Below are 24,855 nucleotides of genomic sequence, written 5' to 3'. Positions count from 1 at the left end.
TCCCGTTAGCGCGAATTAATCCATCAATGTTGGAAATTGAATTACCCGTTACCCTGCTGATAATGTTACTAATGTCAAGAGCATTATTAAAAAAAGCAGTTCCACCTGTGGGAACGGAGAATTGTTGAAAACTGTGAAAAAGGTTGCTTCCCGCTCGTGTTCCTCCGGTGATGTTCAGTATCTGCGCCTGCGGTGTAACAATAGAATTATTCGGTAAAGTGCTATCTGGAGTAATTTGAGCTACAGCACTATTTGCCCAAGAAATACTTTGAGCGATCGCTATCCCCAACAACCAGCCCCAACGGTTAATCATTGCGTATATATACTACTTTTACGGCAGTAACTGAACAAAAGTTACCTGCGCTAGTAATAAATAAACCATATAACCAGAGATAATTCTAGTGGTCTGTTAAGAATAAACCCCTAAATCTTGCGTTTAAAAATCACCATTTCAGTACCGACAACGGGGTTACGCGCTACTAACTCATCTTGAGAGTCGGTAATTTCCAAATGGCTGAAATCGAGTTCCTTCGAGCGTTGGAGAATATCGGCGGCTAGTTTGTCCTGTTGCGATTCTTTCAGGGTGTACCAATCGTCAGTAATTTTGACAGTGAGATTGCTGGTGCTAAAGTTGGCTTGTATAGATTTTATTAAACCGGAGGCAAAGCGATCGCTAATTTCTCCTACTTGATTTTGAATCGCTGCAATCAATTGTTGTTCTGGTGTCAATTCTAATATTGGTGTCGGTTCTGGTGTCGGTGTTGGTTCAGGTGTCGGTTCCGGTGTCGGTTCTGGTGTCGGTTCCGATGTTGGTGTTGGTTCCGGTTCTGGTGGGGGAATTTCGGCTGATGGCTGCGGTTCTGGTATGATTTCTGCTGGTGGTGTAGTTATAGTTGGGGATGGTGTTTCTTCCACCTGGGGAACAGTTGCCACTTCAGCAGGTTTATTTGTTAGCAGCGTCGAAGTTGTCCAAATCAAAATTACCGAAATTGCGGCAATAATTCCTGTCAAAGCTGTATCTGACAGCTTTGCTGACAAATTCTCTGGTAACAAAGAGCGAATTTTTCCTAAAATTCCACCCCAAAAACCAGGGGTTTGTTTACTACCGGGTGCGGGTTCTGTCTCCAGTTTTTCCACCGCACCTTCTAAAGCACCAATTGTTCCGCGCAGAAGTTTGATAGTTTGCGCTTTCCAAAATGGCTGTATTTGAGTTCTTTGCTGTCTGGGTGACGTCGGTTGACGTTCTGGTTTGTTGCGTGGTGGTTGTGGATTCGGGTTGTCTTGTGACATGAAAATTTCCTGACGTTACAGCGCGGTGCGGCTCAAACGGGATAAATTCTTAGAGGTAGCGCGTCTTCAGCCTTAATGTATCACTTGATGAGTTCTAATATTGCTTCATTTTAAATTGAGTCAACTATGAGCCTAAAACGCCGACAATTTTTATTATTCTCTAGTTTGAGTGCCTTGGCAGCAGTCGTTCATGCTGGCAAAAGCTTCAGTCGTCAGATTAACCCCAAGTTTGCGAAAAAAGACTTGCTATTACGTTTTGTTTCTGTAGCAGATACAGGAACCGGCGCAAAAGGACAGTATAATGTTGCTCAAGCGATGACAAATTATCACAGCAAAAATCTTTACGATTTAATCGTTTTGGCTGGAGATAACATCTACAATAATGGTGAGATGGAAAAAATCGGCGAAGTGTTTGAGCGTCCCTACGCATCTTTGCTCAAACAAAACGTAAAATTTCAAGCTTGTTTAGGCAATCACGATATTCGCACGGCAAACGGCGAAAAACAAGTTAAATATCCCGGCTTTAACATGAAAGGACGCTATTACACATTTAGCCGTGGACTTGTGCAGTTTTTTGCGTTGGATACCAACGACAATGCAGACTGGAAAAACCAGCTTTCTTGGTTAGAACAAGAATTAAGTCGCTCTCAAGCAACTTGGAAGGTAGTTTTTGGTCATCATCCAGTGTATGCGTCAGGTGTTTACGGAAGCAATCCAGCTTTTATTCAAACCTTCACTCCCCTGTTTCAAAAATACAGCGTTCAGCTTTATATCAACGGTCACGAACACCATTATGAACGCACTCGTGCGATTAATGGAACGACTTATATAATTTGTGGTGCAGGTGCGGGTAATCGTCCTGTAGGCAAAAATGAATGGACTGAATATTCTACCAGCAACTTGAGTTTTGCGGCATATGAAGTGTATGCAGATAAAATAGAAGTTAGCGCGATCGGCATTGATAACCGCGTTTTTGATCGAGGGGTTATTCCCCTCAAATCAACGTAACTATTTATCTCTCAAGAAAAATTAAATTCACAGAAACTGGGTTTGTTTGAGAATTGCACTCATCAACCCGGTTTTTGCATTATTCACATTATTTTTTTGAGCGCTTCAATATTTCATCTATTTAAATATATGTAAATATAATTTGTCTTAACTACAATTTTGTTGTATGCGTTTCCCAAAAATCGCGGCTAATTAATAGTCAGTGCGATTATTTGTAATCCTGAAAGCTTTGAATAACAAGCATTTGAGTAATTTGGAAAATATAAATATCTGATTGGTGCATAATCTGAATTTGCGATGCCTATTAAGTATAAGAAGGGAAACAAAAAACTCAACCTTCTACATCAACGATTTCTTTACTACCAAATAGAGTGTAAATTATGGCTACCAACCAACCGAATGCTAACTATTGCGAATGCGAATTCACAATTCCCATCAAGTTGAATGTTCCCATTACCATCAGTCCCCAAGTTTACATAACTTCAGTACCTTCTATCAAGCAGAGATTACCTATTTTCCTTGAACCAGACTTGTTACTGGAACCAGAAGTTCGAGCAAATGCACCTGTGTGTTATCCCCAAAATGACTGCGAACCCAAGCAGTTACCCGCTCAACAAACATTGCCTTCAGCGTAATTTCTGCATAATTTCGTAGCATTTTTAAACGCAGAGTGACGCAGAGTTTTCACAAATTGAATTCATGACTTTCTATGTGCAATGTTGTACTTAGATAGTCAACTCAAACAACTTGTAAATCAACAGGAATGCAACTTATGGCTGCCTACCAACCAAATAATAACAACTGCGAATGTGAATTCACAGTTCCCATCAAACTGAATGTTCCCATCACCATCAATCCCCAAGTGTATGTAACTTCAGTACCTTCTATCAAGCAGAGATTGCCCATTTTCCTAGAACCAGACCTGTTAATTGAACCAGAAGTTCGGGCAAATGCACCTGTGTGTTACCCCCAAAATGGCTGCAATTAACAACAGTCAAGCAAGCAAAGTATTCAACTCAAACAACTTGTAAATCAACAGGAGTGCAACTTATGGCTACCTACCAACAAAATCCTGCTAACAACTGCGAATGTGAATTCACAGTTCCTATCAAACTGAATGTTCCCATCACTATTAGTCCCCAAGTGTACATAACTTCAGTACGTTCGATTAAGCAGAAATTACCTATTTTCCTGGAGCCAGATTTGTTACTGGAACCAGAAGTTCGGGCAAATGCACCTGTGTGTTATCCTCAAAATGAATGTGAACCAAAACAGATAGCTGCACAAGATGTATTACAATCAACAGAGATGAGTTAATCGTTCGATCGCTAATTGTTTGTTATGGGAAACATTATCACCACCCTTTTTTAGGGTGGTGTACCTCGTTGTAAATAGCTTTTTTGTTGAGCCTACAAATTCAAATATAACAACTCTAGAATTTGTTAAAACTTATGTCTGCTTTAAATGAATCTAACTCACGTTTAGAAGGTAACAAGCTTCATATCTCTTTAATGTTAAAAGTGCCTATTGACATTGAAGTAGAATTAGGAATCTCACCTACAATTCACCAAAACAAGCAAGACTTAGTTAGCCAAACAGAAAATTTAAAGTCTGCGGTGGTAATGAGTGAGGTGAACCAAGTTGAGTTTGAAGAACAAATTCGGGCTTTATCTAATCAAATAGTGACTCAACTTTTTCAAGAAGGCAAAGCGTTTTCTACCCTTCCAGAAACTCAAATTCTGGAGAATTTACCAAAGCAAATCAGTACATCTCTACCAGATTCTTCGACTGGAGATATCTTATTATCAGAAAAAGATAATGTATATATCGAAGAAGTTACGCAACTACCAGAAAGACAAAACAGACGCTTTGTTGACTCGTTAAATGATGGTTTAACTTTAGCCGTTAACGTAGTAGGAACAGCTTTGTTTTTGGGTAAACTTGCTAACTATAGCTGGGAGTAATGCAACGTCTAACCCCAGAACTGCTTCGCAACAAGATATGTAAGGTGTGTTAGGTGACAAAATACGCACCTTACTTGCGTTCTTAGAATGTATTCAGAAAAAACAGTTGCACAGAGGCTTGACAACAAGTTCTCAAAATGAGAACATAATATTCCACCCCAAGGGGGTTGATATGACTAGCACATTAAATAGAGAAGAATACATTAAGCTGCTTGCAGAAACTCTCCCACGAGTCATTGATAGCGCACAAGAGTATAAGCGTCTATTAAATGAGGTAGAAAAACTCATGGATTTGGGTGAAAACCTGACAGCAGAACAAGTTGAAGTGTTGCAGTTGTTAGTAACAGTAATTGAGCAGTATGAAAAGAAACACTATCAATTGAAAGCTGCAACTCCTCATGATGTATTGCATGAATTAATGTTGGCACGAGGGCTAAAACAAAAAGACTTACTAGAAATTTTTGGTTCGTCGGGATTTACTTCAGAAGTGATAAATGGAAAAAGAGGTATTAGCAAAAGTCAATCCAAAGCACTAGGAGCCTTTTTTCATGTATCACCTGCGCTATTTTTGTAAGCTAAAAAATAGGGGGCAACTTTTTAATAAATTTGCCCCGATAAATTAAAACTATCTACTCGACTCGTTGTAATTGTGCTACTCTGGGGTCGATTATTTTTTGACCGAGAGTGGTGAATTTAATCGCTACAGAGACTTTATTACCTGAACCGAAAACGTGGGTGATTTGTCCAATACCAAAAGTTTTATGCAAGACACGATCGCCTACTTGCCAATTTTGTATATTTTGTTGCTTTCCAGTTGACGCAGAAGCAGCTACAGAAGGACTTTTGGTGAAGCTTTGGCTAGTCTGACGCGGAGTTGTTAATAATTCTTCTGGTAATTCGTTGAGAAACTGCGATCGCACTGCTGGTTCTCGATTTCCATACAAACGACGTTCGCGAGCATGTGATAAATATAACCGCTCTTGTGCGCGAGTAATACCCACATAACACAAGCGACGTTCTTCTTCTAAAGCTGTTGGATTATCTAAAGAACGATAGTTAGGGAATAATCCCTGTTCCAACCCCACCAAAAAGACAACCGGAAACTCTAATCCTTTAGAAGAGTGTAAAGTCATCAGAGAAACCGCTTTTTGTCCTTCTTTTAAGTTATCCAAATCCGAACTGAGAGAAGTACTTTCCAAAAAAGCACCTAATGAAACATCTTCGTTTTCTTCTTCAAATTGCAACACTGCGTTATAAAGTTCTTTGACGTTTAGCAAGCGGTTGTCAGCTTCTTCTGTACCTTGATTTTGCAAATCTTGAACGTAACCAGAAGCTTCTAGCAATTTTTCTACAATTTCGGAAACGGGAACTGTGCTGACTTGTTCTTGCAATTTGCTAATCATTTGAGCAAAGTTATTTACAGCTTTCGCAGAACGTCCAGCCAATGTATTAACTGATGTCTCATCAATCAATATTTCCCACAATGTTGTCCCTAATTGTTGGGCAGCGTTAACCAAAGCGTCGATGGTGGCTTTACCAATACCGCGTCTAGGAGTGTTAATAACTCGTAATAAACTTAGAGTATCCGATGGGTTTGCGATCGCCTTCAAATAACTTAATACATCTTTAATTTCTTTGCGATCGTAAAATTTCAATCCTCCGACAATTGTATAAGGTATTCCCGCTCTTACTAAAGCTTCTTCAAAAGGACGAGATTGAGCATTAGTGCGATAAAGTATGGCAAAGTTACCCCAATTAACTTCGGGATTTTGCCTTTCTAAAGTACGAATTTGATTAATGACAAATGCGGCTTCAGCGATTTCATCATCTGCTTTGTGACAATAAATTTCTTCACCCGCTGCCCGCGTCGGTTTGAGGATTTTATCAATTCGTTGAGTATTATTTTCTATTAGTTGGTTAGCCGCTTCGAGAATATTTTCGCAAGAGCGATAATTTTCTTCTAACTTTACCATTGTGCGGGTATCTTCATCTGGCAAATTATCACCAAAGTCTTGCTGAAACTCAAGTAATATGGTAAAATCAGCCATTCTAAACGAATAGATTGATTGATCTGCATCACCGACCACAAAAACCGAGCGATCGCGCCAATCCCATTCACTCTTATTATTTTCGCCGTTCGTTACCAACAAGCGAATCAGGTCGTACTGAGTGCGGTTAGTATCTTGATATTCATCTACAAGGATATGGCGGAATTTCCGATGCCAATAACCTAATACTTGTTCGTTTTGCTGAAAAAGTTTGACAGGAATTAAAATCAAATCATCAAAATCAAGAGCGTTGTTTTGTGCTAGCCTATCTTGATAGCAACTATAAACTTCCGCAACGACTCTTCCCCAATATTTAGGGTTCTCTCGTTCAAATTCTTGAGGTGATAAACCTTGATTTTTCGCATTACTAATCGCGTAACGTACCGAACGCGGTTCAAATTTCTTATCGTCTAAATTTAACTGCTTGGTGACGATTTCTTTGACAATGCTTTGAGAGTCAGAATCATCAAAAATCGAGAAATTGCGATTCCAACGCCGTCCTTTTTCGTCTTGATATTTTTCGATATCAAAGCGGAGAATTCGAGAAAATAAACTGTGGAAAGTTCCACACCACAAGTCTTTGATATAAATGCGATAAACTTTTGACTTCAGTTGAACTTGTTGGTATTCTGTCAACAAATCAAAACGCTCACCGTGTTCTGACATCGCCAACTGTTCGGCAAAAAGCTTCTGAATCCGCTCTTTCATTTCCCGTGCGGCTTTGTTAGTAAAAGTAACCGCGAGAATATTTTCTGGATCGACACGGTGTTTGAGAATCAGATTAGCAATGCGATAAGTCAGCGCTCGTGTTTTACCCGAACCGGCGCCAGCAACAACTAGCAGCGGACCGCAAAAGTGTTCTACGGCTTGACGTTGGGATGGGTTGAGGTGGCTGAGGAAATCAATTGTTGTCGTCATGGGTGTGAGGAGTGCGTATGACTAAGATACAAGCCGCAGCATCTCCTACTTGAGAATCGCTGCTATACACTTGGTATTTTAGCAGCGTCTTCCCTCAGCTTTTTGCCCCTGCCGCATAAGGATGGCGATCGCCACTTAAAATAACTTATGGGGTAGCTTCATAATAAATGCACTAAAATCAAAACTATGAAACAATTAACTAGAATCACCCTCAATCCAGAAGTGATGGGTGGAAAACCCTGTATTAGAGGGTTGCGAGTTACTGTTGGTACTATAGTCGGGCTGATGGCATCGGGGCATTCTCCAGCAGAAATTTTGCAGGCTTATCCCTACCTAGAAGAAGCAGACTTGTATGAAGCTCTTGCCTATGCAGCATGGCGAGTTGAAGAAGTAGAAATGCCTCTGAGTCCAGCGTGAAAATCCTGATTGACATGAATCTTTCGCCGCAATGGACTCAAGTGTTTGCCAAATATGAAATAGAGTCCGTTCATTGGTCTGCGGTTGGCGATCCACGCGCTACAGATAACGTGATTATGGAATGGGCAAAAGTAAATGATTATATAGTCTTTACTAACGATCTAGATTTTGGTGCTATGCTGGCAGCTACCCAAGCCGAAACACCTAGCGTAATCCAAGTGCGTACTCAAGACGTGCTACCTGTTAATTTAGAAAGCTTGATAATACAGGTGTTGCGTCAATTTGAGTTACAGCTTGAGTCTGGTGCATTAATTACTGTAGATGAAAACCGTTCGCGGGTAAGAATTTTGCCGATCGCACCGCAATAAATGTCAATATTTTGATTGTAGGAGCGATCGCTTACCTTACAACTAGACACACGTCGATAAATTCCACGTTATATCATGTCCGGGAAATTATATATATTGTAGAGACGTTCCGCCGGAACGTCTCTACGGCGGTTGCAATGTTTTTATTAATGTTAATTGTCAAATATCCCGCCAATATGCAACATCGGTGCAACTAACAATCATTGCATAGTTTCTCTTAGCAAATTCAGTAAGTTGTGTTCTGCGTATGCGATCGCTTCGTTAGAATATCCGCGTAGTTTTGAAAGTAAATTTTTCAAATGCATCTCTACCCTGCTTGCGTCTTTGAATTTTAGGTGCAGACGTTCTTTAACCCGTGTCAGGATAAAATGTACTTGAATCGCTTTGATGTTGTCAGCCTCATCTTCCTTGACTAGTGGATAAATTCTTAGCAAACCTAGCTTTTCGATAGAGTTAGCTTGCATCGCTTCAATTATATCTTGAACAATTTGTTCGATGAATTGATTGATGACATAGCTCATCACTACAGGTTCAAGGGTGAATAAAGTTTCATGGTTACAGCAAGACGTTTGTTTTTCAATCAGCGCAGACGTAGTTTTATCAATTAAACATCGCCTTCCTAGAGATTCTAGCGCTGCCAGTAATTCCGAACAAGACACCTTAACCCCTAAATTACTTTTTAATTGAGCCAGGGAAATCGGCTGATATTCAATTGCCAACCAGTACAAAATTGTCTTTTCTAAATCAGACAAGCGCTCAAAATGTTGGTTCAGAATGTGAGAAAAAATATCACCTATTACTAAAGAGCTTTGTCCGATAAAGTCAGTAATATTACCATTAAATAAATCTTGAATTGTGGTAGCAATAGTTTTTAACGCGCTGGGATGACCTCGGTATATTTCAATTAACTCGTCTAACTTTTTCTCTGTACCATAAAGACCTTTGGTAGCCAAAAGTTGTTTAGCATCTTTTGGCTTTAAACCTTTAACTTCTAAAACACGTACAGGTGAAGTTTCACCAGCTTGAAAAACAACTTCTATAGGTTTTTCCCGACTAGCTAATACTAATGTGCTTTGGTGGCGTTCTCTTCCTACTCGTTTGAGAAATTCACCGTAATCTTCATAGCCTTGTCGATAGTATCCAGCGATATCTCCACCGCGCAAAATTGTCTCCCAATCATCTAGGATTAGCAAACAGCGGTGAGTTCGCAATTTTTTTAACAAAAGCGATATTTGAAGCTCGATTGTTGCTGGTAGTGTTTCTAATTCGCTGCCAAAAAATTGATTTAAATCTGTCAAAATTGCCAATAACGAAGGTGCATAGTGAAGACTTCGCCAAATCACATATTCAAACTCACCTTGAATCTGTTCTGCCAATTTAACAGCAAGAGATGTTTTGCCAATTCCCCCCATACCCAACAGCGTCACTAAACGGCAACGATCTTGTACTATCCATTTATTGAGGGTAGCAAGTTCATCAATGCGACCAAAGAAAACAGAAACATCAATTGCCTCACCCCAATCACAGTGATGAGTTTTGAATTCTGAGTTAGGAGTTATTATTCTCTCCATCACATCAGGTGTTAATTGCCGTTCCAAGGCTACCTGAAAATTCGTTTTACTAACCTTTTCTCCCAGTACTTCTGAAAGGAGTTGCCATAATTTGGGACCAATATCTTGTTTTAAGTAGTCAGCAGTATATCCGTAAGCTTCTGCAATTTCGTGATACTTATGACCTTTCCACGAACCGCGAAGTATTGCCACTTCAATATCTTTCAGATGTCTTTTTCTCTTGGCAAAAACTGCTGTATCGACAACTTTGAATGCTTCTTCAAAGTCCATTGTTCCGACGTACATCTCACTACAGGGATACATATTAAATTTGCAACTTTCCGGATTTGTTCCTTGTGTTGCGTAAATAGCGAATAATTCAAGACAAATCCCTATTTTCATAATTTTATTTGTAAACAGGGAAATTGCCTAAGTACTATTCAGCACTTACACATTGACAAAAATTTGATTATGTTAATCAGACTGATTAAATTCCTTTTTTAATTAGATGCACTTCAAATCAACTTATGCAGTGCCTGAGATATAAATGAAAAGTTTTTGCGCTCATCTGACTATTGCCCAAGCGCACGTAAGTTAACACTGGCTCTTACGCATACAAGAATCGATTTGTCAAGTTGTAAGCCTTACTATTGTAAAAAAGTTGCTGATACTTTCGCAGTACCCTCAAGGGTAATATTGAGTTGGAGTGTTGCAGAAAAGACTTCAATTTACAGCACCTGAATTTTTCTGACTTTTTCTGAACTAACCTGCGTTTTGCAAATGAAATCAGCGAGATAAAAGTCCTTAACTTATCCATATCGACGGTTGAGAGTTTCTAAGCGAACCTGTTAGTAACGGTTCAGAAACAAGCTTTATTTAGCCGCTGAACCACCAAAAAAGTCACAAACAAACAGGAGTTCAAATTTATGAAAACTATGACATCCACAAAGCAAGAACTGAAACCGATGAAGAAATTCGTCATCCGCGAAGCCGAAACGCTCAAAACCACCGCAGCAGCTATGTATGGTCCTAGTTGTAACTAATTGCGTATTGGTTTAAGTTAAGTGCTTATGATTGGAACCGCCATCCCTAGGTGGCAGTTCCAATTACTCTCGAAGGAAAGTATCAATGGGGCAGTATACAGGCGACATGCTTGTTGCGGTTTATCCGTTTACTCGGCAATCTGAGGGGGAGGAGGTTGTCATCGGGCGTACGGATACCGCTGTTTTTTTGGTGTTGCCGTCTGATGCTGTAGAACTGCTGGACTATCTGGCGGACGGCAAGACGGTAGCCCAAGTTCAGTCACTTTATCAGGAAAAATATGACGAGGTTCCTGATATCGAGGAGTTACTAGAATTTTTGGAGCGTAAAGGATTTGTCCATGCGCTAAAGAAGGATGAGGTTGCTCAAACAGATGTCGCGATGAATGCGGCATTTATCTCAAGCTTTGAAAAACCAACTCAATTACGCTTTCACTTCGCTAACTTCCCACGATCGCTAGCCCAAAGATTATTCAGCCGTCCGGTGCTGATTAGCTGTGGTGTTTTAATCGGTCTAGCCTTGTTAGCGATCGCCCTCCAGCCTTCTATTGTACCGGGATGGGGGGCGCACTTTTTCCAGAAAAACTTGACGCTGATGCGTTTGGTTTTAATCGCCATGAGCTACTTCGTACTATTTTTACACGAAATGGCTCATTTAATTGCTGCGCGAGCCGTTGGTGTCTCCTCCCGCATGGGTATCAGCAATCGTCTTTGGATATTGGTAGCAGAAACGGATATGACCGGGGTCTGGGCAGTGCCTAGAAATCAGCGTTATTTGCCATTCATCGCTGGTCCACTGTTGGATGCAGTTTCTGCTTCCGTCCTGACTTTACTGTTGTTTGCCCACAGTCACGCATGGCTGGTGCTGCCTCCGGTTGTTTTCCTACTGAGTCGAGCGATGTTGCTGACTTATCTGCTTGGTCTGCTTTGGCAATGCTACTTTTTTGTCCGCACCGACTTTTATTATGTCATTGCCAATTTCTTCAGATGCAAAAGTCTGATGAAAGACACCGAAGTATACCTGCGTAACCAATTAGCTCGATTCATTCGCTCGGTAGGCAAGGTAAATCAGTCTCACATCCCGGCATTTGAGAGACGTGTGATTCGCATTTATGCAATTCTCTGGCTCGTCGGTCGCATTGCCGCTTTCGGAATCTTAATCTTTATTAGCATTCCGTTGATGTGGCATTACTATTTGGCTGTTTTCGGTGTTTTAAGTGCTGGATATTATGCCAGTCCTTACGCCTTTATTGATGCATTGTTAATGCTATTGCTGGTTTTTACTCCCAGAGGTATCGGCTTCTGGCTTTGGATTCGTAGTTTTCGTATAGCAAAGAGGTAATTATTTATGGAGTGGCAGCATAACATGCCGACACAACCCTTAAACTGGGCTGGTCAGGTGATTTTGTTAGAAGCAGAACCCGGTCAATCTCGTCGCGATCGCCTACAGCAATGTCTCCACCAAGCTCAAGATTGTGGGGCATCTACTTGGCTGTTATCATGCGATCGCGATCTTGGTGGTCCTTGGGCTGGTTTAAAGGATTTGTTAAACGATTTAATCCCCAAAATCCAGGCTGAAGCACCGGATTTGCTGATAAAGCACGATTATGAGCTAGCCAGTGTTTTACCTGGCTTAGGGCAAACAATATCGGTTCGCAACCCGACTTTGACGGACACCGCTCCCAAGAACGAGCGCGTGCGTAACTACCCGGCAGACCGAGCTTTTCGCATCGTGCATGGACTTATCGACCTTTTGGCTGCTTGGCACCAACGTTTTGATAGTTCTCCTTGGGTGATTGCTTGCGATCGCTTTGACCATGCCGGCGCTTTGGCACGCCGTTTTTTTGTTGAATTGATGCGGCGTCGCGGTCAGCAATTGCATTTAACTTTGCTCGTCGCTACTGACCCAATCAACAGTGAGGCTGTAGTTGGTCAATTTGACCCTAAATACCTGGGACAGTGTGTCCGATTAAACTTGCATCCCGATCCACCCACCAGCGTCAACCAACAGGAAATAACTCGACTGGCTGAAGAACTTGAACATAAGGTAGGGGAAGATGCGATTGAGCTAGAGATACATTTGCCAGAGTTAATCCGTTATTACCAGCTTAGTAACCAGCCAGAAAAGGCTTTGAAATATCAACTTCATGCCTGCTCAATCTATCCAAAACGCGGTTTTTACGAGGATGGCTTAGTTTATTGTGAGGCTGCCTTGCCAAAGTTAGAGCGTTACTGCCCAGATGACATAGAAAAGCACTGGATTATCTATTTCAAGGCATACAACTGTTATGCAGCCTTGGGCAAGCCTTTGCAAGCCCTTGAAGTGATGGAAACAGCTATAACCAAGTTAGATGCACCCGAATACCTCTATCATTGCTGCTACATGATGGCGATGCTGTACGCCCGCTTTCTTCCAGAACGTGATTTATCTAAGGCTGAAGCATATCTGGATCGAGGCTTAGAAGAATTAGCACGAGCTGACATACCGCAGCACACAAAACTTTTTCAGACTGCTTTTAACCGCAATGGGTTGGCGTTAGTCCGGCAACGCCAAGGGCGATCGCATGAGGCTATGGAAATATGTCAGTCCTGCTTTGAGCAACTCAACGCTCATCTGAAACCGGATGAACATCTTCTCCATCGGTCGGTCTTGCTGTATAATATTGCTCAAGTTTATGCTGCCATTGGTTCTCATGAAGAGGCTATTTCTTACCTCACGGCAGCGATGGCAATGGACCCCAATTATTCCGAATACTACAACGATCGCGGCAACTTATACTTTAAGCTCGGTCGCTTCCAGGATGCCCTGCGAGACTATTTGAAAGCGATCGAGTTAAGTCCCCCTTATTGGGAGGTTTGGTCAAATTTAGGACAGTGCTATCGCTCCTTAAGTAAAATTACTGGAGCTGTAAATGCTTTTTCCACCGCTATTGATTTAGATCCAAATCAATTTTCAGCTCTGCTAGCACGCGCTGAAGTATTTGAGATGTTAGAGCAGCCGGACGCAGCCTTGGCAGATTATAATGCAGCATTAGCTTTGGATGCCAACCAGCCTCTAGCACTAGCAAATCGTGCTATTTTACATTACGATGCCGGATGCTATGAAGAAGCTTTGGCAGATTTAGAAAGGGCGATCGCTCTCTCACCAGAAACTGCCGATTTATACCAAAATCGGGCTGTAGCATTAACTTCTTTGGGACGTTTTCCAGAAGCAGCACGGGATTTAAAGACTTACCTACAGCTGTGTCCTTTTGCCGAAGATCGTCCGGAAGTGGAAAGCCAGCTATTAGTTCTGCTTTCCTAGCTGTTGTGTGAAAATAAACCGCGCACAAACTCGATATATAGCGCAATTTATACCAAGAGCGAAAAAAGAATGCGACACATGGATAAAACCCCTCCCCAACCCTCCCCGCAAGCGGGGAGGGTGCCCGATAGGGCGGGTGGGGTTATCTGTCGCAACTATTTTTTGAATCGGTATTACTCATCGTCCATATCTGCAAATATAGATTCCAAATCCCGATAACCACTAACTACCCGCACAATCACAACACTATCTTCAAAAACTCGATAAAAAATAATGTAGCCATCCAACGGGATTCCTCTGGTCTTGGGGTCCAACTTGGCGTAACTTCGCCCTATATTCGGGAATTGAGCTATATTTTGGGATTTTTTATTAAATTCTCGAATAAATCTTTCCCCTGCGTTGACATTGCGAACTAAAAAATAATCCAAAATTTCATCTAAATCTTGGCTTGCTTCCTTGGCAATAAAGTATTTCATCATCCTTGAGTGTGACGGGCTTTGCGTAATTTCTCCTCCAGTCGTGCCATCACCACTTCACCATCTATTACGTCTCCACGTTCGATAGAAACTAGCCCAGCAGCTAGTTTTTTCTTAGTTTCTTCTTCCCATTCCTGATAACCCTTCTCCCATTCTTCCAGCAGTTTCAATGCTTTAACAATCACATCTTCAGCATTTTCATATCTACCTGTAGCAATTCGGGTTTGTATAAATTGCTCATATTCCGCTTTCAGTTGGATGTTCATAGTTTTTACCACACTTGATTTTTTCTGACTTTTGTACAGACGTTCCACACCGAATTGTACAGACGTTCCACACCGAATTGTACAGACGTTCCACTGGAACGTCTCTACCGTATTCTTTTTTATTCTTTCTCTGTAAGTGGCAGACGGACAACAAAAACAGTACCAACTCCCGGCTCACTTTTCACAGTAATTTCACCACCCATCATCAAGCAAAAATGGCGACTAATTGCTAATCCCAATCCAGTACCGCCATACTTTTTCGTAGTTGAAGTATCGCCTTGAGTAAAAGGCTGAAATAATTGCCGCTGTTGAGTTTCCGTCATGCCGATGCCTGTATCGGCAACGGTGAAAGTAATCATGCCCAAAGGTGCGTATGGTAATAAATGTTCCTTATCTCTTTTAATTGCCAGCGTCACCTTGCCGTTAGTGGTAAACTTTGCGGCATTACTCAGCAAATTTAACAGCACTTGCCGCAGCCTAGTTTGATCGGCATACATCGTGCCAAGTTCGCGATCGTAATCGAGTTCTAAAGTATTGCCATTTTTTTCTACCGCAGGTTTGACTGTTGAGATGACGTTATTAATCAGCATGGCAATTTCAAACGTCTCCGGATAAAGAGTCATTTTCTCGGCTTCTATTTTCGACAAGTCGAGGATATCGTTAATTAGTTCGAGTAAATGCCTACCTGCGGAGTTGATTGTTTCCAAATCTGTGATAAAATCTCCCGTCACACCTAAATCAACCGCATCATCTTGCAAAAGTTGGCTCAAACCGATAACAGCATTTAATGGTGTGCGTAACTCGTGACTTACATTTGCCAAAAATCGGCTTTTTGCCTTGTTAGCAGCTTCCGCTTGTTCTTTAGCTTGTTGTAGTTCTTTAGTGCGCTGAGATACGCGCTCAATCAGATGATTGAGAGATTTAGCTAACAAGCCAATTTCATCTTCAGTGGTGATGGGAGCTCGCAAATCGAAATTAGATTTTCTTGCTACCTGTTCGGCAACTTGAGTGACAACGATTACAGGTTCAGCGATCGCTCTGGAAGTTCGCCATGCGATAATAGCGGCGATCGCTACTGACACTAACATGCTGAGGATAACGATAAATCTCTCAACTTTTTTCGTCTCCTCTACATCTTCTGTGCTTTTATCCTCTTTCTCTTGGGCACTTTGCAAGATGTTAGCCAATCTTTGAGAAAGCTGATCTAGCCGTGCGGCTTTTTCACCACGCATAACTGCCAACAATTTTTCTTGGGCTATAGAAAGTTCGGTTTGTTGCACTTGCGGCTTGTCAATTTGCTGCAAAATTGACTCTATTTCCCCAACATATGCATCTAAGCTAGTCGCGTAATCCTGCAATAAAGCCTGCAAACTTGCCTGACTAGAAGCTAACTTCTTCGGTTTGCTTTCTATAAAGCTGACAATTTCTGGTGTCAATTTCTTTGCTCTGTCAACACTCTGGAGAAATTCGGCGTTTGTGGCAGCTAATCGTTCTTTTTCTTGGACTAGAGCAACCAAATTTGAGCTATGCAATTGCGCTCCTACTACCGCATTTTGATAATCAGACAGTAGTTGTCCTTGGTGGTGAGCTTGATTTAATTGAATAATTCCTTGTCCCCGGTAGGAATTAGCGATTATCAATCCGGTAAGCGAACCGAAAAAGCCAATCCCAATTGCCAGAAAGTACCCATAGCCAATTTTTTGATGGATGCGCCATGAGCTTGCTTTAAGTTTCCCTCTTGAGGGAAATTCTATAGTAGGGAGTTCATCCATCGATGGCTCTTCGGCTGACACTGTTTTACTTTATAAATTACTGTCAATAGCTGATTGCAGCAAGATAAACGACAGTATACTGCATCTCTAGCCTAATATAGCCTAAAGCCAGTTCTACGCCTGCACTCATAAAGCAGCAAATTGCGTTCAGCTTCGCCGATTAATCTGCGACGTGAAAAAACATAAAGCCGCGCATCAAGTCAATATAATAAGGGCACGGGCAAGTATACAACTTACCCATACCCTTAATAGCACTTACTTCGTAGTAAGCGTTTCAACGCTTTGTTCCCACTCTTTAGGTGAGTGCCTTCGACATCGCTTGAGAAAGTGAACTATTTGCGGCTTGCTTCAACAATTCTGCCTTGTCAGTACGTTCCCAAGGCAAATCTAAATCAGTCCGTCCCAAATGACCGTAAGCCGCGACGTCCTGATAAAAACGTCCGCCTCTTTCACTTGGTTGGTTGCGTAAGTTGAAGCTATGAATAATCCCCAAAGGGCGCAGTTCAAAGTGCTGTTTGACTAATTCCAGCAAAATTTCGTCATCGACTTTGCCAGTACCAAAGGTATCCACATAAATGCTTGTCGGTCTAGCTACGCCGATCGCATAACTCAACTGGACTTCACATTTTTCTGCCAATTCTGCGGCGACAATATTTTTCGCCACATAGCGACAAGCATAAGCAGCACTGCGGTCTACTTTCGTGGGGTCTTTGCCAGAGAAAGCACCACCACCATGACGCGAATAACCACCGTAGGTATCTACGATGATTTTCCGTCCAGTCAAGCCGGAGTCACCTTGAGGACCACCAACAACAAATTTACCGGTCGGGTTGACTAAAAAGCGTGTCTCTTCATCCGGCTTAATCTTGATGTCGGCAAAAACAGGTTCGACTACTGCTGTCCAGAGGTCTTGTTTAATTTTGGCTTGTACTGCGGCTTCATCGGTGATTTCCCCAATAGTGGCTGTATGTTGGGTGGAAATCAAAATAGTGTCAATACCTACCGGGCGTCCGTCTTCGTAGACGATGGTGACTTGAGTTTTGCCATCAGGACGCAGGTAAGGTAAATCGCCTGTTTTGCGGACTGCTGCCAATCGGCGGGCAATGCGGTGTGCCAAACAAATAGGCAGAGGCATCAGTTCTGGTGTTTCGTTGCAAGCGAAGCCGAACATGATACCTTGGTCGCCAGCACCAGTTTTATCGAATAGTTCATCACTATCCTCTTCGCGGGTTTCTTGGGCGGTATTTACGCCTTGGGCAATGTCAGGCGATTGTTCGTCCAATGCGATCAAAATGCTGGCGCTATTTGCCGAAAAGCCGTTATCGGCATCAGTATAGCCAATTTCAGCAATTTTCTTTCTGGCGAGATTGACGTAATTAACGTTGGCTTTGGTGGTTATTTCACCAGTGATTAACACCAAGCCAGTGTTAACCACAACCTCAGCAGCAACACGGCTGCTGGGGTCTTGTGCTAGTAAAGCATCCAGAATCGTATCAGAAATCTGATCGCAGATTTTATCTGGATGACCTTCGGTAACAGACTCGGAGGTAAATAAATAGCGACGAGACAAAGGCAATTCCTCCTGTGATTGTGCTAATGAACTAAGTGCAAGCATTTAGTTCAACTACTAATTTATGAAATCATAACAAGATTTTTACAATTAACTCTTAGTGTTTCTTTTATCTTCATGAAAACACTAAATCTCTGACAATCTCTTTAATATAAATAAAAATTACGCTACCTGTATTCAAGTTAAAATACTGATTTTTAGACAAAAAAATAGGGGCTGCACTCATGCACCCCCAAAAGCTTTGACACAAAGACTGCTGCTTTTATACCCGAGCTGTTGCTAGCTTTGCCTCTGTAGCTGTCAATCGCTCATAAGCGGCACGCATTTTCAAACCCGTAAGCACTTGGAATAAACCAGTACCATTATTGGAACCAGGATACTCACGGTGTTGGAGTAGCAGGTGAGTCATCTCACCCTCGTATTTGGTAGATGTTTTGCTTAGGTGAGTTTCGATGTAAATGACTTCTTCTAAGTTGTCAAATTGACCATCTACTTCGAGTACGGAGACATAACGACCGTAGTAAACATCGGAGCCGTAGTATAGTTGCATACCTGGGTATGAACAAGTCAGCTTACGTCCGCAAGGAGTCCACTGGATGGTCGATCCTTCATCGAATAGGTAAGTTGGCTCAAAGCCTTGCTTATCTTCGCGTTGAAGCATACGTACCCGCAGTACTTTGCGTTCTTTGTCTTCTTTAATTAGGTTGGTGGGCAATACCTGGAGAACTACATCAGCAAATTCTCTTTGGGGTTCGATAAACTTATCAAAGTCAGGTTTGCGGGAATTGATTTGCGCTAATACATCTTCGTAGCGATGACCGCGTTCTGCCATGTCACGCTGGATTTTCCAGGCGATTTTTACTTCATCGCTGATATCGAAGTATACGCTAAAGTCGATTAGCGATCGCACTCGCTCATCATACAAAGGATGCAACCCTTCAATCACTAGAATGTGATTCGGCTCTATCCTTTCTGGGGGATCGAGCAAACCGGTTTCGTGGTTGTAAATCGGCTTATCAATTGCTTTACCTTCTTTGAGCGCTTTGATTTGCTCATACATCAGGTCAAAATTGTTTGCCCTTGGGTCAAGTGCTGTTATCCCTGTTTCTTTGCGCTGTTTGCGATCCAAGCAATGATAGTCATCCAAGCAGATAACTGTCATTAATTCTTCACCAAACAAATCTATTAAACGACGCAAAAATGTCGATTTACCGCATCCTGAGTCTCCAGCTACTCCAATCAATACCACGCGTTCCGGCTTACTTGTCATAAATTTCCTCTAAATGCTAAAGATGTGTCAATGCAATAATTTTTTCACACAGCAGATTTTATGCTAGGAGTTTTCATGGTTAATTTCTCCTGCGTTATTTCTATCCTGCGATCGCATGAAGCATCTAACGGGTATACAGCAAACTACTCGTTACCCGTCGTATAATTCTGCTTTTTCGCAGGTAAGTATTTAATCCTAGTGATTATTTAGATTTTAACAGAAGGGGTTATTCTATACAATACTTGATGTCAATAAGAATCTTTGACTCAATCGACCATGCCAATAATAGATGAGCAGATTTTGAAATCACCTTGACAAACGCACTCTTCTTGGCGTGGCAAGGGGGGATCGTCGGTTGTGACTTAATGGTTTAAGTTCGTTAAGTATAATCTTATAGCCTTGATAATGTTTGGAGAAATTTTTTTTGAGAAGGTGAGTTTAAGTAACAGCGATCGCTCTTTAGCATAGATATTTCAAGCCGCGAATATATCCAAAGAAAGAGCTAGCAACTTAAATAAGGTAGAAATTTTCGGTAACAGTGTTTGTATATCCTGACACTAATAGAGGTTGACAGAAGTTTCACATCAGGGTGAAACTTAATTGTAGTTGTCTAAACAAAGGCAGCCAGATAGAGCGATCGCCTATTTTTATCAATCTTTGGATGAAAATATAGGAGTGCGGTAGCAACCGTAGATAATTCTTGGCAAAAAAGCTCAACAAAACATCATCTTGTGGGAAACTACATTATGTAAGAGTACAAATTCTGCCCTGGAATTTCTGCCATAGGTAGACACTATCAAATTACGTCTCCCGAAATCTGAATGTTTGTAGCCGCGTTTTACTCGTGGAAATAGGCATGACAGACGAATAAATGCATTTATCTTATATTTTGATTGAATGCAGGAGACTGCCAAAGTCGGAGATATAAAACTAATCATCAGAACACCTTCCGTGATTGGTATTCACCGATATAAACTAACTTTATGGGGGCAACTTACCCAAAGAGTAGGTATAAGTTATCTTTCTTTTGGGGGAAGAAGTTTGAGAAGAAAACATTAAATTGACTCATTATTAACATTCTCCAAAAGACATATCCTTTACTTTAGAAGGTGAACAGGTGTGCTTTTTTCCATGCCTGCATGTCTTTGGCGAGTGTACCTAGCAAGGCATTTGTTTATAATGCCACTTTTCCCAATTACAGCGCCCGTGTGAAACCGAAATTCGGTAAACTAAGACAGGCTTGTGGTGGGAAGGGTTTTTTCAGTAACGGTTAAGTAAATATCGGAGTGGTAGAACGAATGTACAATCTAGGTGCCCTTGAGGCTACAGCCAATGAAGAATCAGGTAGCCGTATCTTTCTCTACGAAGTGGTGGGTCTGCGTCAGAGTGAAGAAACCGATCAAACGAACTACCCAATTCGTAAAAGTGGCAGTGTCTTCATCAGAGTGCCTTACAACCGCATGAATCAAGAAATGCGACGGCTCACTCGCTTAGGCGGCAAAATTGTTAGTATCCAGCCAGTAAATGCTATTGATCTGAATGGTAAATCTCCATCTGAAAGTGTAGACGAAGTAGTTAACAACGCCACTTCTGAAAGTGTAGACGAAGTAGTTAACAAAGCCACTGCTGATGAGACTGCTAACATTAAAGGAAATGGTCAAGCCACACCTGTAAAAGCTAACAGTGAAGTGAAAGGCTTCGGCAAATCACTAAACTCTGAGCAAGAACAGCCCAAAAAGGACAAAAAAGGCAACACCATGACTCAAGCGAAAGCCAAGCACGCTGATGTTCCCGTGAACACTTACCGTCCCAATGCTCCTTTTGTTGGGAAATGTATTTCTAACGAACCGTTAGTCAAAGAAAACGGGATTGGTATTGTTCAGCACATCAAATTTGACCTCTCTGAAAGTAATTTGAAGTACATAGAAGGTCAAAGTATTGGTATTATCCCACCAGGAGTAGATAAGAACGGTAAGCCAGAAAAACTCAGACTATATTCGATCGCCTCGACCCGTCACGGCGATGATGTAGATGATAAAACAGTATCGCTGTGCGTCCGTCAGTTGGAGTACAAACACCCAGAAACTAACGAAACAGTTTACGGTGTATGCTCAACTCATCTGTGTTTCCTCAAGCCAGGGGACGAAGTGAAAATCACAGGTCCTGTGGGTAAAGAAATGTTATTACCCGATGACACAGATGCCAAAGTGATCATGATGGCGACAGGAACCGGTATCGCACCAATGCGGGCTTATTTGTGGCGGATGTTTAAGGATGCAGAAAAAGCCGCTAACCAAGATTACCAGTTTAACGGATTCGCTTGGTTAATATTTGGCGTTCCCACAACTCCAAACCTTCTGTACAAAGAAGAATTGGAAGAAATGGAACAAAAGTATCCAGAAAATTTCCGTCTAACTTGCGCTATCAGCCGCGAACAGAAAAACCCCCAAGGTGGAAGAATGTACATCCAAGACAGGGTGGCAGAACACGCGGATGAATTGTGGAAGTTGATTAAAGAAGAGAAAACTCATACATACATCTGCGGTTTGCGGGGTATGGAAGAAGGTATCGATGCGGCACTGACTGCTGCTGCTGCTAAGGAAGGTGTAACCTGGAGTGATTACCAAAAGCAAATCAAGAAAGCTGGTCGCTGGCACGTAGAAACCTATTAATGGAGTTAGGAGTTAGGAGTTAGAAGTTAAGAGTTAAAGCTCATAACAGATAACGATAACTTACGACTCATAAAAAGATAAAAGATAGTAGGTGGGGCATATGCCTCACCTACAATTGTTATTGGTGGAATTTGGTATAAAGTTTGTGGGTGTGAAGCTGGGAATACTTGGATTAGGCACGGTGGGAACGGGTACGGTGCAGTTGTTGCAAGATTTGAACGGACGTCACCCGTTGTTGCGAGAGATAGAAATACATCGGGTAGGAGTACGATCGCCCCAATTACCCCGCGCTGTAGAATTAGCAAAAAATGTTTTGAGTACAGATTTAGAGGCAATTGTCAATGACCCGGCGGTAGATATTGTTGTGGAATTGATTGGAGGATTAGAGCCGGCGCGATCGCTTATCTTGAAAGCGATTGAAAATGGTAAGCACATTGTCACCGCTAACAAAGCAGCGATCGCTCGTTTTGGTGATGAAATTTTCACTGCCGCCAATAAAGCCGGAGTATATGTAATGCTAGAAGCCGCTGTTGGTGGCGGTATTCCAGTAATTCAACCTTTGAAGCAATCTTTAAGTGTGAATCGCATTCACACCGTCACAGGTATCGTAAACGGTACAACTAACTACATCCTCACGCGGATGCAAACCGAAGGCAGCAACTTTAGCGATGTTTTAGCTGATGCTCAAAAGTTGGGTTACGCTGAAGCTGACCCCACAGCTGATGTGGATGGCTTAGACGCGGCAGATAAAATAGCCATCCTCGCATCATTAGCCTTTGGTGGACGCATCAAGTTACAAGACGTTTATAGTGAGGGAATTCGGCAAGTTAGTAAAACAGATATTGCCTACGCCGAGAAATTGGGATTTGTGATTAAATTGTTAGCGATCGCCAAAACACTCACCCCTTCCCCCTCCTCCCCCTCCTCCACTCCTCCCCTCTCCCTGAGAGTTCATCCCACCTTATTACCCAAAGAACATCCATTAGCCAGCATTAACGGCGTTTATAACGCCATTCTCGTCGAAGGCGAACCTCTAAAACAGGTGATGTTTTTTGGTCCTGGTGCTGGTGCTGGAGCAACAGCCAGTGCAGTATCCTCAGATATATTAAATTTAGTTGCGGCTCTAAAAACCAGTACAGCCAACCCAAATCCCCTGTTAAGTTGCGCTCATCAAGATTACTGCCAAATTGTCCCAATGGCAGAACTAATTACCCGATTTTACGCTCGTTTCCTCACGAAAGACCAACCCGGAGTAATCGGTAAATTGGGCACTTGTTTTGGCACGTATGGCGTCAGCTTAGAGTCAATTGTGCAAACAGGTTTTCAAGGAGAACTAGCAGAAATTGTTGTTGTCACCCACGATGTGCGCGAAGGCAATTTTCGGCAAGCGTTGGCAGAAATTCACACCCTAGAAGCGATAGACAGCATTCCTAGTTTGCTGCGAGTGCTGTGAAGCGTGTTTTTGGTTCTCGCCGGCACCCACCGAAGGATACAGAAGAGCGAATGGGTAGGTTGACCCCTCATTTTACCAAAAAACCATCGTAGAGACGTTCGGTTCGGAACGTCTCTACAATTGTGTGGAATGACGAAAAATCTTTCTGTGAGGGGCTATACCCCTAATTTGCTCTTCTGTTTTCAGTTTACTTAGCTTTAAAAGCTAAAGTCTAGTTATTTGCTTCCTGGGACGCAAAGTAATTTTTTCTGAAGCAGAGGTGCAGGTTGAAATATTTTTAGTTTGAAGCATTTTATAGTTAATAATTCCTGTGAAAAGTTAGGCAGTTGGTTCCTGGTATTTGACTCCTCGTTTTTCGTGACGGTTATCAGCAACGATATGATAAACAATGCTGCGTAACCGATTGATTGCACCGACCGGACGATGCACTGCTAAACCATTCGCAGGAGAAAAACTGAGATTTTCCCCAAAGTCACTTTCTTTAGGAGAATTAACCTTCTGATGCTTAACTGTCAAGCGACCAACTGTAAAGAAAGGTGATTCCTTTTCATTCCAAACAATGGTGGTATCATCAATCGACATTTCTGGGCTAGTTTGAAATTGGATTTGAAAGTCCCAACAATATTCAGCATCAGGCTTTGCTAAAGCTTGAATGATATCCTCTCGGTAGTAATTGTCCTCTTTCCCTTCCTCTTTAGCACGCTGAAGCTCACTTTCTGGTCTAGACTCTAAAGGAAGTTGTTGATGAGGTGGTTGACTGGAAACTGGAGTAAATCCATATTTAATCACAACTGGATATTCCACAGGAACTCGACCTGGTTGTGATGGGTCAAAATCAGATTTGAGTCCCAAAGAATACGCTGAAGCACTCCAATAGCGTTCTATAAGCAAAGTCTTGGGAAAGCGTTTAAAACCGGTTTCTAGAAGTGTGGCTTCGTAGGGATGCAACTTTAGCCATAAAAGCACCAACAGCTTAAAAAGCGGAAACAACCCTGCTCGATAAACCGCCAAGAAAAAGCTGTGGAAGTCTTTGATAGTTCTAATAAAAAAGAGTTCGGTATTGTGGGTAATAATATCTTGGGTTTTTAACTCGTGACTTTGCGGTAGTCGTTCTCCTTCTACCCCAATCACTTTTACGGACATCGAGCGCGTATCTCCTTCATAATCATTCTTTACTGAAAACTTACCATTTGCAAATCGTATCCACACTGGATATTGTTTCGGTTTGGCAAATAAACCTTGTTTTAAGGAAATGGCAGAAAGTTGAGCTTCAGTTAATGAGGCGCGTTTGCTCAATTCTTGCTTAATTGCTGCTTCATCAAAGTCAAAAATTTCTAGAGTTCCTTGAACAGCAGCGTTGGTTTTAGAATGGGTATCTCTCTTTGCAGTTTTTTTCTTCTCACCTCCGTAAAGATTGTCCATGTTCTTTTTGACTAGCTCACTCATGCGATCGCAATATTTGGCTTCGT

General features: G+C 41.9%; 22 protein-coding genes. 12 read left to right on the top strand and 10 right to left on the bottom strand.

From position 1 onward, the window contains the following. The coding region (locus tag PI95_RS27785) for a two-partner secretion domain-containing protein (protein ID WP_163519254.1) at positions 1 to 313 on the bottom strand (313 nt) is incomplete at its 3' end. A 110-nt stretch (positions 314 to 423) separates the two neighbouring features. Next, positions 424 to 1,290, bottom strand: coding sequence for a hypothetical protein (locus PI95_RS27780; RefSeq protein ID WP_039741828.1), 867 nt, complete (start codon positions 1,288 to 1,290; stop codon positions 424 to 426). Positions 1,291 to 1,416: 126 nt separating this feature from the next. Between PI95_RS27780 and PI95_RS27775 the strand changes: the two genes are divergently transcribed. The 6 genes from PI95_RS27775 (at position 1,417) to PI95_RS27750 (ending at position 4,836) form a co-directional block, all read left to right on the top strand. Beyond that, a complete protein-coding gene (locus PI95_RS27775) occupies positions 1,417 to 2,298 on the top strand; it encodes a metallophosphoesterase family protein (RefSeq protein WP_039741832.1) in 882 nt (293 codons plus the stop codon). 380 nt (positions 2,299 to 2,678) lie between these two features. Further along, a complete protein-coding gene (locus tag PI95_RS27770; RefSeq protein ID WP_039741834.1) occupies positions 2,679 to 2,933 on the top strand; it encodes a hypothetical protein in 255 nt (84 codons plus the stop codon). Between the two features lie 137 nt (positions 2,934 to 3,070). Beyond that, positions 3,071 to 3,286: a hypothetical protein gene (locus PI95_RS27765; protein WP_039743872.1), complete on the top strand. Its 216-nt coding sequence runs from the start codon at positions 3,071 to 3,073 to the stop codon at positions 3,284 to 3,286. Then, positions 3,259 to 3,615: a hypothetical protein gene (locus PI95_RS27760; RefSeq protein ID WP_236117220.1), complete on the top strand. Its 357-nt coding sequence runs from the start codon at positions 3,259 to 3,261 to the stop codon at positions 3,613 to 3,615. Before PI95_RS27765 ends, PI95_RS27760 begins: the two co-directional genes overlap by 28 nt. A 134-nt stretch (positions 3,616 to 3,749) precedes the next feature. Then, on the top strand, positions 3,750 to 4,262 hold the full coding sequence (locus tag PI95_RS27755; protein WP_039741839.1) for a hypothetical protein: 513 nt from the start codon (positions 3,750 to 3,752) through the stop codon (positions 4,260 to 4,262). Positions 4,263 to 4,434: 172 nt separating this feature from the next. Then, positions 4,435 to 4,836 carry a helix-turn-helix domain-containing protein gene (locus PI95_RS27750; RefSeq protein WP_039741841.1) on the top strand — a complete coding sequence of 134 codons (402 nt, stop codon included), beginning with the start codon at positions 4,435 to 4,437 and terminating at the stop codon, positions 4,834 to 4,836. Positions 4,837 to 4,891: 55 nt separating this feature from the next. On the opposite strand, the gene pcrA is transcribed toward PI95_RS27750, so the two are convergent. Next, positions 4,892 to 7,228, bottom strand: coding sequence for a DNA helicase PcrA (gene pcrA / locus PI95_RS27745; RefSeq protein WP_039741843.1), 2,337 nt, complete (start codon positions 7,226 to 7,228; stop codon positions 4,892 to 4,894). A gap of 186 nt (positions 7,229 to 7,414) precedes the next feature. On the opposite strand from pcrA, the gene PI95_RS27740 reads away from it, so the two are divergent. Further along, positions 7,415 to 7,645 (top strand): DUF433 domain-containing protein, encoded by a 231-nt coding sequence (locus tag PI95_RS27740; protein ID WP_039741846.1) that lies wholly within the window; start codon positions 7,415 to 7,417, stop codon positions 7,643 to 7,645. Then, positions 7,642 to 8,013: a DUF5615 family PIN-like protein gene (locus PI95_RS27735; protein WP_039741849.1), complete on the top strand. Its 372-nt coding sequence runs from the start codon at positions 7,642 to 7,644 to the stop codon at positions 8,011 to 8,013. Before PI95_RS27740 ends, PI95_RS27735 begins: the two co-directional genes overlap by 4 nt. A 200-nt stretch (positions 8,014 to 8,213) precedes the next feature. Here the strand turns inward: PI95_RS27735 and PI95_RS27730 are convergent, their stop codons facing one another. Then, positions 8,214 to 9,965 (bottom strand): helix-turn-helix domain-containing protein, encoded by a 1,752-nt coding sequence (locus PI95_RS27730; RefSeq protein WP_052324851.1) that lies wholly within the window; start codon positions 9,963 to 9,965, stop codon positions 8,214 to 8,216. A gap of 726 nt (positions 9,966 to 10,691) precedes the next feature. Here PI95_RS27730 and PI95_RS27725 point away from each other — a divergent pair. Both PI95_RS27725 and PI95_RS27720 read left to right on the top strand, forming a co-directional pair. Next, positions 10,692 to 11,945, top strand: a complete 1,254-nt coding sequence (locus PI95_RS27725) for a hypothetical protein (RefSeq protein ID WP_039741851.1) — start codon at positions 10,692 to 10,694, stop codon at positions 11,943 to 11,945. A gap of 24 nt (positions 11,946 to 11,969) precedes the next feature. Beyond that, positions 11,970 to 13,907 (top strand): tetratricopeptide repeat protein, encoded by a 1,938-nt coding sequence (locus PI95_RS27720; RefSeq protein ID WP_236117219.1) that lies wholly within the window; start codon positions 11,970 to 11,972, stop codon positions 13,905 to 13,907. A gap of 173 nt (positions 13,908 to 14,080) precedes the next feature. Here the strand turns inward: PI95_RS27720 and PI95_RS27715 are convergent, their stop codons facing one another. The 5 genes from PI95_RS27715 to PI95_RS27695 all read right to left on the bottom strand — a co-directional run bounded on the left by PI95_RS27715 (position 14,081) and on the right by PI95_RS27695 (position 19,261). Continuing rightward, positions 14,081 to 14,386, bottom strand: coding sequence for a type II toxin-antitoxin system RelE/ParE family toxin (locus tag PI95_RS27715; RefSeq protein ID WP_039741856.1), 306 nt, complete (start codon positions 14,384 to 14,386; stop codon positions 14,081 to 14,083). Beyond that, positions 14,383 to 14,649 carry a ribbon-helix-helix domain-containing protein gene (locus PI95_RS27710; RefSeq protein ID WP_039741859.1) on the bottom strand — a complete coding sequence of 89 codons (267 nt, stop codon included), beginning with the start codon at positions 14,647 to 14,649 and terminating at the stop codon, positions 14,383 to 14,385. Before PI95_RS27710 ends, PI95_RS27715 begins: the two co-directional genes overlap by 4 nt. Positions 14,650 to 14,768: 119 nt before the next feature. Further along, positions 14,769 to 16,421, bottom strand: a complete 1,653-nt coding sequence (locus PI95_RS27705; RefSeq protein WP_201280634.1) for a sensor histidine kinase — start codon at positions 16,419 to 16,421, stop codon at positions 14,769 to 14,771. Positions 16,422 to 16,716: 295 nt separating this feature from the next. Beyond that, positions 16,717 to 17,991 (bottom strand): methionine adenosyltransferase, encoded by a 1,275-nt coding sequence (metK, locus tag PI95_RS27700; protein WP_039743877.1) that lies wholly within the window; start codon positions 17,989 to 17,991, stop codon positions 16,717 to 16,719. 262 nt (positions 17,992 to 18,253) lie between these two features. Then, the gene (locus PI95_RS27695) at positions 18,254 to 19,261 is read right to left on the bottom strand and encodes a phosphoribulokinase (RefSeq protein ID WP_039741864.1); all 1,008 of its coding nucleotides are present in this window, start codon (positions 19,259 to 19,261) and stop codon (positions 18,254 to 18,256) included. Positions 19,262 to 20,559: 1,298 nt separating this feature from the next. Between PI95_RS27695 and cpcD/petH the strand changes: the two genes are divergently transcribed. Both cpcD/petH and PI95_RS27685 read left to right on the top strand, forming a co-directional pair. Continuing rightward, positions 20,560 to 21,933: a bifunctional rod-capping linker CpcD/ferredoxin--NADP reductase PetH gene (gene cpcD/petH, locus PI95_RS27690; protein WP_039741867.1), complete on the top strand. Its 1,374-nt coding sequence runs from the start codon at positions 20,560 to 20,562 to the stop codon at positions 21,931 to 21,933. A 145-nt stretch (positions 21,934 to 22,078) separates the two neighbouring features. Next, a complete protein-coding gene (locus PI95_RS27685) occupies positions 22,079 to 23,386 on the top strand; it encodes a homoserine dehydrogenase (protein WP_039743879.1) in 1,308 nt (435 codons plus the stop codon). Positions 23,387 to 23,704: 318 nt separating this feature from the next. On the opposite strand, the gene PI95_RS27680 is transcribed toward PI95_RS27685, so the two are convergent. Then, positions 23,705 to 24,855 (bottom strand): catalase family protein (locus tag PI95_RS27680; RefSeq protein WP_163519253.1); only part of this gene is annotated, 1,151 nt, incomplete at its 5' end.

This window comes from Hassallia byssoidea VB512170 (assembly GCF_000817785.2).
Lineage (GTDB): Bacteria > Cyanobacteriota > Cyanobacteriia > Cyanobacteriales > Nostocaceae > Hassallia > Hassallia carrinoi.
Note: the sequence above shows the minus strand (reverse complement) of the source record. Positions and strands in the feature narration are given on the sequence as shown.